The organism is Pyxidicoccus sp. M15, assembly GCF_056858435.1.
This window is the reverse complement of sequence record NZ_CM166495.1, coordinates 10,320,011-10,333,961: the sequence shown is the minus strand read 5'-3', so window position 1 is coordinate 10,333,961 and position 13,951 is coordinate 10,320,011. Positions and strand designations below refer to the sequence as shown.

The window sequence follows — 13,951 nt, the reverse complement described above, 5'->3', positions numbered from 1 at the left end:
GAAGCTGAAGCACCGTGGCCCCGCGGCCCCTCAGGGGAAGCGGGGCCTTCGTGTTTCTTCAGCTCAGCGCTTCGCGCCCTCGCGGAAGCGGCGCGCGGGCTCCAGGTGTCGCTCCAGCGCGTCGCGCAGGCTGGCGGCATCCGGGCCCGCCTCCAGCACGGAGCGCGTGGCGGTGGGCACCACCTGCAGCTCGCGCCCGGCGAACAGGCGCTTCAAATCATCGAAGCCGGCGCCCTGCGCGCCGATGCCGGGCGTGAGCATCAGCGTGCCGCCGAGCCGCTCCACCACGCCCCGGTCGCTGTCGGGGAGGGTGGCGCCCATGACGGCGCCCACCACCGGCGGCGCCCCCGGGCCGGGCTTCTCGTTCAGCTCGCGGATGCCGTCGGCCAGGGCCTCCGCCACGGTGCGGCCGTCGGCGCCGGTGGACGTCTGCAGCGACGTGCCCTCCGGGTTGGACGAGCGCACCACGATGAAGGCGAAGGCGCTGGCCGCGCGTGCCAGTTCAATCGTCTTCACCAGGGCGCCGAAGCCCAGGTACGCGGAGAACGTGGCGGCGTCCGCCTGGTACGCGCTGTTCGGGCCGAAGAGGCTCTGCGCATACGCGTCCATGGTGGAGCCGATGTCGCCGCGCTTCACGTCCAGCAGCGTGAGGGCGCCCTGCTTCTTGAAGCGCTTCATCACGTGCTGGAGCACCTTCAGGCCGTCCGGGCCGTGCCGCTCGAAGAAGGCGCTCTGCGGCTTCACCAGCGCGACTGTGTCCCCGGCGGCGTCGGCCAGCCGGTCGCAGAAGTCGCGCAGGCCCTGGGCGGTGTCGGGCAGCCCCCAGCGGGTGAGCAAATCTTTCGACGGGTCGATGCCGAGGCAGAACGGCGAGCGCCGGTCGGCGAGGGCGTGGAAGTTGTGGGAGAAGGACGGGGGGAGCGTGGTCACCGGTCTGCCTCCGGAAGAAGCGGGTGGGGGACGTCAGCGCAGCCGGCGCGCGGCGGCGTCGAAGAGGGGGTTGGGCAGCACCTTCACGAGGCGCGTGGGCAGCGCGAGCTGCCAGGGGAAGGTCAGCTCCGTGTCGCCGCGGAGGATGCCCTTGCCCATGAGCTCCACGGCGGCGTCCGTCTCCATGAGGAAGGGCATGGGGAAGTCGTTCTTCGCCGTCATCTCGCTCTTCACGAAGCCGGGGTAGACGCAGGTGACGCGCACGCCGGTGCCGCCGAGGTCCACGCGCAGGCTCTCCATGAAGGTGGCGAGGTACGCCTTGGACGCGGAGTAGGCGGCATGCCCCGCCAGCCCCCGGTACGCCGCGAGGCTGGAGATGCCCACCACGTGTCCGCGCCGCCGCTCCACCATCTGCGGCAGCACGGCCGTCAGCGTGGCGGTGGCGCCGGTGACGTTGGTGTCGATGATGGCGCGGACCTTCTCCCACTGCAGGCGCTTGCCGTGGGTGACGCCGCCCACGCCCGCGTTGGCCACCACCAGGTCCAGCCCGCCGCACTCGCCGTCGAGCTCGCGGATTCGCTCCAGCGTCGCGTCCGCCTGCGTGACGTCCAGCTCCAGGGGCTCCACGGTGGCACCGGCCGCCTGGGCCTCGGCGGACAGGGCCTTGAGCTGCGGCAGCCTCCGTCCGGCGGCGAACACGCGCAGGCCCCGCTTGGCCAGCCACAGCGCCAATCCACGTCCCAGGCCGCTCGAGGCGCCCGTCACCAGCGCCGTCCGGTAGCTCATCTCCGCCATGCAGTGCTCCTTGCCGTGCGCCCTGGCTTCTCGCACGGTTGGACGCGGGGTGGGGCACAAATCCGTGCGAGGGCTGGCGCCCCGTCGCTCCCTCGGAGGGAAGTCCTACCCGGGGGGCAGGCCGTGTGGACTGGCGGGCGCGCGCCGGGCCCGGCAGGGCCCTCGGACGTGAACGGGGGCTGCGCCGCCAGGCCGATGGCATGCGGACTGCCCGTGCCGCACCTTATGGGCTCCGAGGAGGGCCTGGGCATGACGCCATGGAACTGCGTGATGGCGGTCGATGACGACGCTGACATCCTGCTCGCCTTCAAGGACGTGCTGGAGATGGAGGGCTACTGCGTGCTGCTCGCCCGCAGCGGCCGCGAGGCGCTGGACCTCCTGCGGCGGGGCGCGCGGCCGTCCGTCATCCTGCTGGACCTGATGATGCCGGACATCAGCGGCTGGGAGTTCCGCGAGCTGCAGCTCGCCGATGCCCCGCTCGCCGCCATCCCCGTCGTCGTCGTCTCCGGGCAGGGGGTGAGTGCGCGCGACGTGGCCGCGCTCGGCGTGGACGGATACCTCAAGAAGCCGGTGGACCTGGACCAGCTGCTGGGCACCGTGGCGCGCTACGTGCGGCGCACGCAGGTCCAGCCGCAGCATGCGTGAGGCGCCGGCCCGCTCGCCTACAGCATGGGCCAGTACGGGCGCAGCGCCTCGCGGCTGGCCCTGAGCGCCTGCTTCGCGTCCGCGTGCGTGGGCCCGGTGGGGAAGGTGTCCTTGCGGCCGGCGAGCACCTCCACGCAGGCGTGCACGGACTGGGACAGCCCCTCCAGCGAGTAGCCCCCTTCCAGCAGCAGCACGAGCCGGCCGTCGCAGACCCGCTCGGCCAGCGACTTCACCGCCGAGCACATGGCCGCGAAGCCGCGCTCGGTGAGGTCCATGCCGCCAATCGGGTCATGCTGGTGCGGGTCGAAGCCGGCGGAGACCAGCACCAGCTGCGGCCGGTACGCCTCCGCCACCGGGAGGAGCAGCTCCTCGAAGAGCATGCCGTAGTCGGCGTCCGAGTTGCCGCCGGGCAGGCCGATGTTGACGGTGTAGCCCTCGCCTTCCCCCACGCCCACCTCGGGGGCCGCGCCGGTGCCGGGGTAGTAGGGGTACTGGTGCACGGACTGGTACAGGACGTCGCGCCGGCCCCAGAAGGCCGCCTGGGTGCCGTTGCCGTGGTGGACGTCCCAGTCGAGGACGAGGACGCGCTCGGCGCCCAGCCTGCGCCCGGCCTCCGCGGCGACGGCCACGTTGTTGAAGAGGCAGAAGCCCATGGCCCGGCCCGGCTCGGCGTGGTGCCCCGGAGGCCGCACCAGCGCGAAGGCGTTGCGCGCGCGGCGCTTCATCACCTCTTCCACCGCCTGCACCGACGCTCCCGCCGCCAGGCGCGCGGCGTCCACGCTGTCCGGCGACACCCGCGTGTCCGGGTCGATTTGCGCCTCGTGCCCGCTCAGGAGCTCCAGCCGGGCGAGCAGCTCCGGGGTGTGCACCGAGGCCAGCTCCGCGTCCGTGGCCGAGCGGGGCGCCGCCATCACCGTGCCCGGCACCGGCGCGCTGGCCAGCACGCCCAGGATGCGCTGGAGCCGCGCGGGGGACTCCGGGTGGCCATATCCCGGTTCGTGCCTCTGGAAGAGCGGGTCGGTCAGCAGCAGGGTAGCGGTCATCACGTAGAACCTTACGCATCCGGGCGTGGGGAAGTCAGGTCCCCGGCGAGCGGAGGGGCGACGGCGGGGCCCCGGTTCTTGCTCTGCCGGTGATTCAGTCCCTACAGTGCCCGGGCTTGACTGCCCGCTTCAAGAAACCCGGCCTGCGAAGCCTCCTGCTCGGCTCCTTCGCCCTGGTGCTCGCCCTCATCCTCGGGACGCTCTTCTTCGTCGTCCGGTCGGAGGTGGAGGACTATCTCGAGCGCCGCCTGCTGACGCACGGTAAGGACAAGGCGCAGCAGGTCGCCAGCGTTCTGGAGGCACAGCCCGCCGCGAGCCTACCGTCCAACCTGGAGCGCCTGCACGGCGGGGATGTCGACTTCGCCGTCCTGGCCCTCGTCGCCGAGGATGGTCGGGTGGTGTCCACCCACCCCAGGTCCCCCCCTTCCTGGTTCGAGCAGGAATTGGCGGAACGTCCGGCAGGCGCGCCGCTCAACGGCTTCCGCTTCACCAACGGCAACCGGGGGGTGACAAGCCCGGTGTCGGAGCGCGAGAGCGGCAAGGGGCAGGTGCTGGTGGTGGTGGACTTCTCCGTGCTGGACGGGGTCGTTTCCAAGCTGCGTCAGGTCGTCCTGCTCGCGTTCGGCATCGGCCTGGCGCTGTTCATGGTGGTGGCCTTCATCATCTCCCGGGCATTCATCCTCGTGCCGCTGGACGCGATGATGACCATGGCGCGCAGGCTCGCGGAGGCGGACCTCACCGGCCGCGTGGACGTGGCCACCGAGGACGAGCTGGGGAAGCTCGCCGAGGCGCTCAACCGCATCGCCCAGAGCTGGCGCGACACGCTGGGCCGCGTGCGCGGCGTGTCGGACGTGGTGGCCGGCGTCATCGAGCAGATCCACCGCACCGGCACCACCGTGTCCTCCGGCGCGGGCACCGTGCAGGCGCGCGTGGAGGAGACGTCCTCCTCCATGGTGGAGATGATGGCCTCGCTGCGCGGAATCGCCGAGAACGTGGAGGTCCTCTACCAGAGCGCCGAGGAGAGCAGCTCCTCCATCATGGAGATGGCCGCCACCAACGACGAGGTGGCGGAGAACGTCCAGGCCATGGCCGCCAGCGTGGAGGAGACCACCAGCGCCATCGAGGAGATGACGTTCTCCATCAAGGAGGTGGCCAAGAACATCCAGGAGCTGTCCGCCTCCACGGAGGAGACGTCCTCGGCCATCAGCCAGATGGATGCCGCGATTGGCCAGGTGGAGGCCAACGCCAAGGAGACGGCCCGCCTGTCCGAGCAGGTCTTCGAGGACGCGCAGACGGGCGTGGAGTCACTGCGCAAGACGCTCACCGGCATCGACCGCATCAAGGAGACCAGCCGCAGCGCGGCCGGCGTCATCGACAGCCTGGGGCGGCGCATCTCCGAGATTGGCAACATCCTCAACGTCATCGACGACGTGGCGGAGCAGACCAACCTCCTGGCGCTCAACGCCGCCATCATCGCCGCGCAGGCCGGCGAGCACGGCAAGGGCTTCGCCGTCGTCGCGGAGGAAATCAAGGACCTGGCCGAGCGCACCGGCGCGTCCACGAAGGAAATCGCCGAGCTCATCCGCAGCATCCAGGAGGAGAGCCGCAACGCCGTCGTGGTGATGAACCAGGGCGTGCGCAACGTGGAGGAGGGCGTGCAGCTGGGCCGCGAGGCGGAAGGGGCGCTGCGTAAAATCAACGACAGCACCCAGAAGTCCACGCAGATGGTGAAGGCCATTGCCCGCGCCACCGTGGAGCAGGCGCGCGGCAGCAAGCAGGTGACGGCCTCCATCCACCGCATCAGCGAGACGGTGTCCCAGATTTCCAAGGCCTCCAACGAGCAGGCCAAGGGCGGCGAGCAGATCATGAAGAGCGCGGAGAAGATGAAGGCGCTCACCGCCCACGTGCAGCGCAGCAGCCAGGAGCAGGCGCACGGCAGCAAGCAGATTACGCGCTCCATCGAGAGCATCAACGAGATGGTGACGCACCTGAACCGCGCCCAGAAGGAGCAGACCAAGGGCAGCGAGCAGGTGCTCAAGGCGGTGGAGACCATCAAGGGCGTGTCCGAGCACCAGACACGCTCGGTGCGTCAGCTGGAGGAGGCCATCGACAACCTCCAGCGGCAGGCGGAAATCCTCCGGGCCGAGGTCCGGCGCTTCCGCGTGTAGGCGTGCGCAGCGGGCGGGAATGGCTTAGGAAGGGGGACGCATGGCCACACAACGGCAGGTCTCCGAGCGCGCGGTGGTGTTCCTCATCGGCGCGGTCCAGTTCGTCAACATCCTGGACTTCGTGATGGTGATGCCGCTGGGCCCGGACTTCGCGAAGGGCCTGGGCATCGCCGCCTCGCACATCGGCACCATTGGCGGTGCGTACACGGCGGCGGCGAGCGTGGCGGGGCTGGTGGGGGGCTACTTCCTGGACCGCTTCGACCGGCGCAAGGCGCTGGCGGTGTCCATGCTGGGGCTGGTGGTGGCCACCGCGGCGGGCGGGCTCGCCACGGGGCTCACCACGCTGCTGCTGGCGCGCGTGGTGGCCGGCATCTTCGGCGGGCCGGCCACGTCGCTGTCCCTGGCCATCATCGCGGACCTGGTGCCGGTGGAGCGACGCGGGCGGGCGCTGGGCTCGGTGATGGGGGCCTTCTCCATCGCCTCCATCGCCGGCGTGCCGCTGGCGCTGTGGCTGGCCGAGTGGGGCAGCTGGCGCACGCCCTTCCTCGTGGTGGCGGGGCTGGGACTGCTCGTCGCCGCGGGCGCCATCTTCTACCTGCCCCCGGTGCGAGGACACCTGGACTCGGGGAAGCCGGTGAACGCGGTGAGCGTGGGGGCGCTGCTGTCGCGCGGCGACGTGCAGCTGTCCTACCTGATGACGGCGGTGGTGATGATGGCGAGCTTCGTCATGGTCCCCAACATCTCCGCCTTCGTGCAGCAGAACCTGGGCTACCCGCGAGAGAGCCTGGGCTTCGCGTACTTCGTGGGTGGCCTGGTGAGCTTCGTCACGCTGCGCGTGGCGGGCCCGCTGGTGGACAAACATGGCGCCTTCATGGTGGGCACCGTGGGCTCCGTGCTGGCGGTGGTGTCCACCTACGTGGGCTTCGTGAACTACCCCCGGTGGCTGTCGGTGCCGGTGCTCTTCATGGCCTTCATGCTGTCCATGGGCATGCGCAACGTGGCCTACAACACCCTCGCCTCGCGGGTGCCGGAGAATCCGGTGCGCGCGCGCTTCATGTCCCTGCAGTCGGCCATCCAGCACATGGCCGCCGCCGTGGGCTCCTTCGTCAGCGTGCAGATGTTGACGGACCTGCCGGACGGCACCCTGGGAGGCATGTCGCGGGTGGCCGGGCTGTCCATGGTCATGACGCTGATGGTGCCCCCGATGATGTGGGTGGTGGAGCGGCGGGTCCGCGCCCGGGAGCAGGCCCGGGCCCTGGCCGTCCCCCCGTCCATGGGAGGCGCCGTCCCCCTGTCCCCCGAGGCCTCCCCCCACTCGTAGCGGGCGCCTCCAGGCCGCCTGGCTGCCTGCCACCCTCCCACGGTGCCGGGCGGACGCATGGATGTGACGAGCGGTTGCGCCAGCCCGTCCGGGGCGCGATAACCCGGGCTGCTTTCCCGGGAGCGCGTCAGGACATGTTCAACATCGGCGCAGGCGAGATGGTGCTCATCGCGGTGGCCGCGCTGCTCATTCTCGGGCCGAAGCGGCTGCCCGAGCTGGCGCGTGGAATCGGCAAGTTCATGCGTGAGTTCCGGCGCCAGACGGACGAGGTCCGCAACGTCGTGGAGCGGGAGTTCTACTCCATGGACCAGGACATCGCCGCGCCCACGCCCCCCGTCCGCCCCGGGACGCCCTTTGGCAACACGCCCCCGCCCTCGGTGGCCCTGCCCGAAGCGCCCGTCTTCCCGCCGGACGCCGCCCTCGCGGGCCCGGAGGCCCCGGCCCCCGAGGCCGCCATCCCCGTCCCCTCCACCGGGACGCAGGTGCTGGAGATGGACGCCGCCGGGCCCCGGCCGCTGGAGCCCTCGCTCCTGCACGAGCCCGCGCCCGTGCCCGCGGCCCCGGCCGAGCCGGTGGCGCTCACCCCTGATACGCCGGTCCCCGTTCCCGGCACGGTGGCGCGCAACGCGCCGAAACGGAGCTGAGCCCTGAGTCCCCCGCCCGTCGCCTCCGAGCCCGAGCTGCGCATGAGCCTCATGGAGCACCTCTCGGAGCTCCGCTCGCGCCTGTTCAGGTGCACCATCGCGGTGCTCGTGCTGGGCACCGTCTCGCTGGTGTTCGCCCGGCCCATCTTCGGCCTGCTGATGCGGCCGGTGCTGGACGCGCTGCCCGAGGGCAACCGCGCCCTCATCTACACGTCCGGCATCGAGGAGATAAACGTCCTCATGAAGGTGGGCGTGTACTGCGGCATCTTCCTCACCACGCCCGTCATCCTGATGCAGATCTGGGGCTTCGTGTCCCCGGGGCTGTACCCGGAGGAGCGCCGCTTCGCCGCGCCCTTCGTGGCGTTCGGCTCCATCGCCTTCATCCTCGGCGCGTGCTTCTGCTACTTCGCGGTGCTGCCCTCCATGTTCAAGTTCCTCCTCAACGAGGAGGAGACGCTGGCGCTGGAGCAGCGGCTGGACACGGCCCGGCTGCGCGCGGATGACGCCCTGCGCTTCCTGCGCGTGGGCGACGCCGAGCGGGCGGGCGCGCTCGCGAAGGAGACGAGTGAGTCGCTGCGAGCGACTGGCGAGGGCCAGGTGCCCGAGCCGCAGCAGGCCCCCGCGGTCAGCGTGGAGCTGAAGTCGCGGATGGAGGCGATGGGCGTGCTGCTGGACGCGGCGGCGGACGGCTTCGGCGCTCCGGCGCGGGGCGTGCTGCGGCAGGCGGTGGAGAAGCGGGTGGAGGCGGTGGCCGCGTACGGCCGTCAGGACTACGTGGCGGCGGCGGCGGCCCTGGACAGCGCGGCCGGCCTGCTGGCGGGCATCGCACCCACGCGCACCGAGGAGCTGGCGGGCCTGTGGAAGCTGGAGAAGGAGCTGTCCGCCGGGTACGCGCGCCACGACGCCGCGCGGTGGACGCGGCCCATGCTGTCCATGCACGAGCAGCTCTCCCTGGTGCTGCTGCTCATCCTGGCCTTCGGCATCATCTTCGAGCTGCCGCTGGTGATGGCGCTGCTGGGTGTGGTGGGCGTCGTCCAGTCGAGGTGGCTCTTCAAGTACCAGCGCCATGCCTTCGTGGTGTGCCTCATCGCCGCGGCGGTGATTACCCCCACCGGTGACGTGGTGAACCTGTCGCTGATGGCGGGCCCCATGCTGGCCTGCTACGAGCTGGGCGTGCTGCTCGTGTGGCTGGTGGAGCGGCGCCGGGCGCGCAACGCGACTGAAACCGGCATCACCCCGGCGTCGTAGTCCGTGGAGGCGTCGATGCGGGGCTCCCGCAGGCAGTTCCTGGCGAACCTGCGCTACCTGCGGGCGCTCATGCGGCGCTTCCGCACCACGCTGGTGCTGTCGGCGGCCCTGTTCCTCCTGGGGCCGCTGCTGTTCTGCTGGCGCTACGCGCCGACGGACGGGACGCCCCTGACTTTTGGCGAGGCGCTCCACCACGTCTACTTCCTGCTCTACGGCCAGCCCTCGCTGCCGTACGTGCACGACTGGCTCATCGAGCTGCTCAACCTGGTGATTCCGCCGGTGGGAATCGCCCTGGTGGTGGATGGCGTGGTGCGCTTCGCCTACCTCTTCTTCGCCCGGCACAAGAACGACAAGGAGTGGATAGAGGTGGTCTCCGAGACGATGAAGGGACACGTCGTGGTGTGCGGGGCGGGGCGGGTGGGCTACCGCGTCGTCGCGCAACTGCGGGAGATGGGCCGGGACGTGGTGGTGGTGGAGAAGCGCGAGGACGCCGCCTTCGTCTCCGCGCTGCGCGACGAGCAGGTGCCGTTGCTCATCGACGACACGCGCAGCCCGCTGTGCCTGCCGCGCACCAACGTGAAGAACGCCTCCGCCATCGTCTGCGCCACGGACGACGACCTGGCCAACCTCAACATCGCGCTCGACGCGCGCCGGCTCAACCCGGACATCCGCGTGGTCATCCGCCTGTTCGACGATGACCTGAGCGGCAAGGTGCGCGACACCTTCAAGGCGGAGGCGCTCTCCAGCTCGTCGCTGGCCGCGCCCGCCATGGCGCTGGCGGCGATGGACCCGCGCATCGTCCACTCGTTCCACCTGGGCAAGCACCTGATGGTGGTGTCCCAGTTCGACGCGCGCGAGGGGCTGCCCGGGCTGAACATCGCCAGCGTGCGCGACAGGTTCGGCGCGCTGACGCTGTCGCTGGTGCGCGGGGCGCATGAGCGGCTCAACCCGAGCGGTGACGAGGTCGTCCAGGCCGGGGACGTGCTGACGCTCCAGGCGTCCTATCCGGACTACCGCCGGCTGCGCGCCTTCACCTGTGAGTCCGAGCCGCCGACGTGGTCCCACCACGCGCCGCCGGAGGTACCGGGGCATCGCAGGGTGGGGTGAGCGGGCCATGAAGCGCGTGGCCGTCATCCCGGGAGATGGCGTCGGGCCGGAGGTCATGCCCGAGGCGCTGCGCGTGCTCTCCCGGCTGGACGCGTCGCGCTCACTCCAGCTGGAGACGTTCGACTTCGGCGCGGAGCGCTGGCTGCGCACCGGAGTGGGAATGCCGCCGGGGCAGGTGGACGTGTTCCGCCAGGACTACGCGGCCATCCTCTTCGGCGCGGTGGGAGACCCGCGCGTGCCCGGCCAGGTGCATGCGCGCGAAATCCTGCTGGCGCTGCGCTTCGGGCTGGACCTCTACGTCAACTTCCGGCCGTGCCGCCTGCGCCACGAGCGCCTGGGGCCGCTCAAGGGCCGGGGCCCGAGCGACGTGGACTTCGTCATCTTCCGGGAGAATACCCAGGGCTTCTACACGGGAGGCGGCCGCATCGAGCGCGAGGGCGCCGCGGACGAGCTGGCCGTGGCCGAGGAGTCGCACACCCGCGCGGGCGTGGAGCGCCTGGTACGCGCCGGCTTCGCATGGGCGCGCTCGGCGGGACGGCGCAGCGTGACGCTGGGGGACAAGTCCAACGCGGTGCCCGCGCACGCGCTGTGGACGCGCACCTTCCGCGCGGTGGCGCGCGACTACCCGGAGCTGGAGGCGCGGCACCTCTATGTGGACGCGCTGGCCATGGAGCTGGTGCGCCACCCGGAGGACTTCGACGTCATCGTCACCACCAACCTCTTCGGCGACATCCTCAGTGATTTGGGCGCGGCGCTCATCGGCGGGCCGGGGCTGGCGCCGTCCGCCAACCTGAACCCGGACTCCACGCCGCTGTTCGAGCCCGTGCATGGCTCGGCCCCGGACCTCGCGGGCCGGGGCGTGGTGAATCCGCTCGCCATGCTGCTGACGCTGGCGCTGATGCTGGAGACGCTGGGCCACCTGGAAGACGCGCGGCGCGTGGAGCGCGCCGTGGATGCCGCCATCGCCTCGGGCGAGGTGACGGCGGACCTCGGCGGCGGGCTCACCACGACGCAGGCGACGGACGCGGTGCTACGCCACCTGGACACGGGCCGCTGAGCCCAGGCCCTCGGGGAGCGCGAGCGCGCGGGTGAGGAGCGCGGCCATGGCCTCCCACTCCACGAGGAAGCCGTCGTGTCCGTACGGGCTGGACAGCACGGCGTGCTCGGCATGGCGGCCGTGCTCGCGCAGGCGCCGGGCCAGCGCTTCCATGTGGTGCGGGAGGAAGAGCTGGTCCTGGTCGATTCCCACGCACAGCGCGCTCGCCCGGATGCGCGGCAGGCCCCGGTCGATGCAGCGCGAGAGGTCGTGGTGGTCCATGGCCCCCAGCAGCGCCAGGTATGCGCGCGCGTCGAAGCGCGCCTCCAGCTTGCGGCCCTGGTGCTCCAGGTAGCTCTGCACGGGGTACAGCGCGCGCGAGGACCACGCGGCGGGCCGGGCCTGTCCCCGCTCCAGTCCCGCTTCCGCACGGTAGGTGAGCATGGCGAGCTGCCGCGCCAGCTCCAGCCCCCGGTGCGGCGCCTCGGGGAAGCCCGGGTCCAATAGCAGCGCCTGCCGCGCCACGTGGTTGAAGCCCACCACCCAGGACGTGGCGGACTCGGCGGTGGCGATGGGGGCCATGCGCGCGAAGCGCTCCGGCGCGAGCGCCGCGAGGCAGAGGACAATCATCCCTCCCAGCGAGCCGCCGGTGACGAGCGCCACTTCATCCACGTCCAGCGCGTCCAATGCCAGGAGGATGCTGCGCGCCTGGTCCCACGGCGTAATCGTCGCGGGCAGCCGTGCCTCGTCCTGGCGCAGGTCTCCCTTGGCGACGGCCGGCGGCGGGCCGAAGCGCACGTCGTCGAGCCGCCCCGGGAAGCCCTCGTCGGCGGGACCGGTGGTGCCGTAGCAGGAGCCCAGGTTGTTGAAGCACAGCAGCCGCGTGCGCGACGGGTCCAACGCGCGCCCCGGGCCGATGAGGGGCTCCCACCAGCCGCCTTCTCCGCCCGCGCGCATGTCGCCGGTGAGCGCGTGCACCACCAGCACGGTGGGGACGCGGGCGGGCGCGCGGGCGGGGCCTCGGGGACGGGCGCGCTCGGCCGCCTGACGCTGCTCGGCCACGGTGCGGCGCACGACGCGCAGGGTGCTCGCGCGGGCTTCCTCTTCGGGGAGGACGCGGGCGCGGGAGTGGAGCCAGGGGAGGTCCTCCTCGGGGCCCCACCACCAGCCGCGGACGAGGTGATTCGAGACGCGCGCGCCGGCCTCGAGCCTCATGTCGGGCAGGGCGACGTCGAAGAGGCGCGGTGTGGGCGCGGGAAGGGGCGAGCTGGGCGTGGGCATGGGACGCGGATTCCTCTCGGTGGAAGGGGCGAGGGGAGAGCGCGCGTCCAGGAACGACGAAGCCCACCAACCCTCGCGGGTGGGTGGGCTCCGGTGGCTCGTCAGGGTCGGTCCGACGGACGTCAGCCGACGCTGGCGGGCTGGAGCCCACCCGGCATCGACATTCGACACATGGACGAGAAGTGCGTCATTCGCGGGTACGGATAGTCCCGGGCCCGCCGTGAGTCAAGCCGCGCCTCCATGACGAGCGTTGCGTGGAGTTCACTCAATTCCGGGGATGTCAGGGCCTCCTGGAAGGCTCCGTCCTCCCTGGCGCTGTTCCAACACACCCCTGGAGGTCGCTCCCGATGAAGCACTTGCTGCTGCTCGCGGCGCTCGCCGTCGCGCCGACGGTGTCCGCGAAGCCCAACTCGCCGCTGTACGCCACCGGTGCCGGTCCGGGCGGAGGCCCGGCGGTGAAGACGTTCGACCCGAACACCAACGGCAACTGGGTCTCCTTCTATGCCTACGAGTCCACCATGGGCACGGGTGTGGAGATGGCCACCGGCCGCGTCACCACGAACTGGCGCCCGGACATCGTCACCGGCACCGGCGAGGGCGGCGGCCCGCTGGTGAAGGTGATGGACCCCAACACCGGCGCGGTGCTCAGCCAGTTCTTCGCGTACGACTCGAACTTCCGCGGCGGCGTCTTCGTGGCCACGGGCGACGTGGACGGTGACGGCTACGACGAGGTCATCACCGCGCCCGGCCGTGGCGGCGGCCCGCTGGTGCGCGTGTGGAAGATCAACGGTGGCCCGTACCTCATGCACGAGTTCTGGGCCTATGACCCGTCCTTCACGGGCGGCGTGCGCCTGGGCGCGGGTGACGTCACGCGGGACGGCATCGCGGAAATCGTCACCGTCCCTGGCCCTGGCGGCGGCCCTCATGTGCGGGTGTTCAACCGCTGGGGCGGCGAGCTGTACGGCTACATCGCGCAGGTGCCGCGCAAGCCCTGGGACAACAGCCACTACACCAATGGCTACCGCGTGGCGGTGGGCAGCGACCCGTGGGGCACGCCGGAGCTCTACGTGTCCGGCAGCCAGTGGCGGTTCTTCACGCACTACCAGCGGAGCGATGACTGCCAGATTCCCCCCATCTTCGTGTCGCCCAACTTCGTGCGGAAGGCGTACTGGGTGCTGACGCCGTACGTCCACGTGCTGCGCATCCCGGACGGCGCGAAGCTGGCCGAGTTCTCCACCGAAGCCCTCAACACCGGTTTCCTGGGGCAGGAGGTCTCCTACGCGGACTACAAGAACCTCTGCGAGCCCGGTTACATCTCCTGCAACGTGTTCTCCTACCCGCTGGCGAACAATGGCGAGCCGGACTACTCCGCGCCGGTGGCCACGCTGCAGCAGGCGGGCGCGGGGCCGCGGGTGCTCGCCGGCAGCCCGCAGCTGAAGCTGGGGCAGGGCGTCGCCGCCTGCTACTACGACACGATGTTCGCCCCCGGCACGCTCAAGCTCTACGAGCGGTGGGGCGCGGCGCTCTGGTCCTTCCAGCCGTATGGCCACTTCTACGGCGGCGTGCGGCCAGGGACGAACAACGACTGAGGCGCTTCGCGTAGCGGTATCGAGGTCAGAGGGGATGCCGGCGAAGACGTGCATTCCCCCTGCTTCACGCGCCTCCCGCGCATGCACCCGGTCGCCGCTCGAGCCGGTCCGGGGGGAGGTCGGAGGCTCCCTGTTCAGAAATGT

General features: G+C 71.3%; 12 protein-coding genes. 8 read left to right on the top strand and 4 right to left on the bottom strand.

Annotation, left to right across the window (positions count from 1 at the left end; genetic code table 11):
* Window positions 1-63: 63 nt before the first annotated feature.
* Window positions 64-930 carry an orotidine-5'-phosphate decarboxylase gene (gene pyrF, locus ACX9TP_RS38075; protein WP_482975572.1) on the bottom strand — a complete coding sequence of 289 codons (867 nt, stop codon included), beginning with the start codon at window positions 928-930 and terminating at the stop codon, window positions 64-66.
* Window positions 931-963: 33 nt separating this feature from the next.
* Window positions 964-1,725 carry an SDR family oxidoreductase gene (locus tag ACX9TP_RS38070; RefSeq protein ID WP_482975571.1) on the bottom strand — a complete coding sequence of 254 codons (762 nt, stop codon included), beginning with the start codon at window positions 1,723-1,725 and terminating at the stop codon, window positions 964-966.
* Window positions 1,726-1,974: 249 nt separating this feature from the next.
* On the opposite strand from ACX9TP_RS38070, the gene ACX9TP_RS38065 reads away from it, so the two are divergent.
* Window positions 1,975-2,370: a response regulator gene (locus tag ACX9TP_RS38065; protein ID WP_482975570.1), complete on the top strand. Its 396-nt coding sequence runs from the start codon at window positions 1,975-1,977 to the stop codon at window positions 2,368-2,370.
* A 17-nt stretch (window positions 2,371-2,387) separates the two neighbouring features.
* On the opposite strand, the gene ACX9TP_RS38060 is transcribed toward ACX9TP_RS38065, so the two are convergent.
* Entirely contained in the window at window positions 2,388-3,413 is a 1,026-nt protein-coding gene (locus ACX9TP_RS38060) for a histone deacetylase family protein (protein WP_482975569.1), read from the bottom strand.
* 116 nt (window positions 3,414-3,529) lie between these two features.
* Between ACX9TP_RS38060 and ACX9TP_RS38055 the strand changes: the two genes are divergently transcribed.
* From ACX9TP_RS38055 to ACX9TP_RS38030, 6 genes are all read left to right on the top strand, one after another.
* The gene (locus tag ACX9TP_RS38055; protein WP_482975568.1) at window positions 3,530-5,581 is read left to right on the top strand and encodes a methyl-accepting chemotaxis protein; all 2,052 of its coding nucleotides are present in this window, start codon (window positions 3,530-3,532) and stop codon (window positions 5,579-5,581) included.
* 40 nt (window positions 5,582-5,621) lie between these two features.
* Entirely contained in the window at window positions 5,622-6,902 is a 1,281-nt protein-coding gene (locus ACX9TP_RS38050) for an MFS transporter (RefSeq protein WP_482975567.1), read from the top strand.
* A 134-nt stretch (window positions 6,903-7,036) separates the two neighbouring features.
* A complete protein-coding gene (locus tag ACX9TP_RS38045; RefSeq protein WP_482975566.1) occupies window positions 7,037-7,546 on the top strand; it encodes a twin-arginine translocase TatA/TatE family subunit in 510 nt (169 codons plus the stop codon).
* Between the two features lie 42 nt (window positions 7,547-7,588).
* On the top strand, window positions 7,589-8,794 hold the full coding sequence (gene tatC / locus ACX9TP_RS38040; RefSeq protein ID WP_482975565.1) for a twin-arginine translocase subunit TatC: 1,206 nt from the start codon (window positions 7,589-7,591) through the stop codon (window positions 8,792-8,794).
* A gap of 15 nt (window positions 8,795-8,809) precedes the next feature.
* Window positions 8,810-9,901 carry a potassium channel family protein gene (locus ACX9TP_RS38035; protein ID WP_482975564.1) on the top strand — a complete coding sequence of 364 codons (1,092 nt, stop codon included), beginning with the start codon at window positions 8,810-8,812 and terminating at the stop codon, window positions 9,899-9,901.
* A 7-nt stretch (window positions 9,902-9,908) separates the two neighbouring features.
* Window positions 9,909-10,958, top strand: coding sequence for an isocitrate/isopropylmalate dehydrogenase family protein (locus tag ACX9TP_RS38030; protein WP_482975563.1), 1,050 nt, complete (start codon window positions 9,909-9,911; stop codon window positions 10,956-10,958).
* On the opposite strand, the gene ACX9TP_RS38025 is transcribed toward ACX9TP_RS38030, so the two are convergent.
* Window positions 10,932-12,218, bottom strand: a complete 1,287-nt coding sequence (locus ACX9TP_RS38025; RefSeq protein ID WP_482975562.1) for an alpha/beta fold hydrolase — start codon at window positions 12,216-12,218, stop codon at window positions 10,932-10,934. The genes ACX9TP_RS38030 and ACX9TP_RS38025 overlap by 27 nt on opposite strands.
* A 347-nt stretch (window positions 12,219-12,565) precedes the next feature.
* Here ACX9TP_RS38025 and ACX9TP_RS38020 point away from each other — a divergent pair, with 347 nt between their 5' ends.
* Entirely contained in the window at window positions 12,566-13,807 is a 1,242-nt protein-coding gene (locus ACX9TP_RS38020) for a hypothetical protein (protein ID WP_482975561.1), read from the top strand.
* Window positions 13,808-13,951 lie beyond the last annotated feature (144 nt).

Coding starts and splice junctions, on each gene's coding strand:
- tatC (WP_482975565.1), top strand. CDS start 7,589: ATGAGCCTCATGGAGCACCTCTCGGAGCTCCGCTCGCGCCTGTTCAGG.
- ACX9TP_RS38035 (WP_482975564.1), top strand. CDS start 8,810: ATGCGGGGCTCCCGCAGGCAGTTCCTGGCGAACCTGCGCTACCTGCGG.
- ACX9TP_RS38065 (WP_482975570.1), top strand. CDS start 1,975: ATGACGCCATGGAACTGCGTGATGGCGGTCGATGACGACGCTGACATC.
- ACX9TP_RS38020 (WP_482975561.1), top strand. CDS start 12,566: ATGAAGCACTTGCTGCTGCTCGCGGCGCTCGCCGTCGCGCCGACGGTG.
- ACX9TP_RS38060 (WP_482975569.1), bottom strand. CDS start 3,413: ATGACCGCTACCCTGCTGCTGACCGACCCGCTCTTCCAGAGGCACGAA.
- ACX9TP_RS38025 (WP_482975562.1), bottom strand. CDS start 12,218: ATGCCCACGCCCAGCTCGCCCCTTCCCGCGCCCACACCGCGCCTCTTC.
- ACX9TP_RS38030 (WP_482975563.1), top strand. CDS start 9,909: ATGAAGCGCGTGGCCGTCATCCCGGGAGATGGCGTCGGGCCGGAGGTC.
- ACX9TP_RS38070 (WP_482975571.1), bottom strand. CDS start 1,725: ATGGCGGAGATGAGCTACCGGACGGCGCTGGTGACGGGCGCCTCGAGC.
- ACX9TP_RS38045 (WP_482975566.1), top strand. CDS start 7,037: ATGTTCAACATCGGCGCAGGCGAGATGGTGCTCATCGCGGTGGCCGCG.
- ACX9TP_RS38050 (WP_482975567.1), top strand. CDS start 5,622: ATGGCCACACAACGGCAGGTCTCCGAGCGCGCGGTGGTGTTCCTCATC.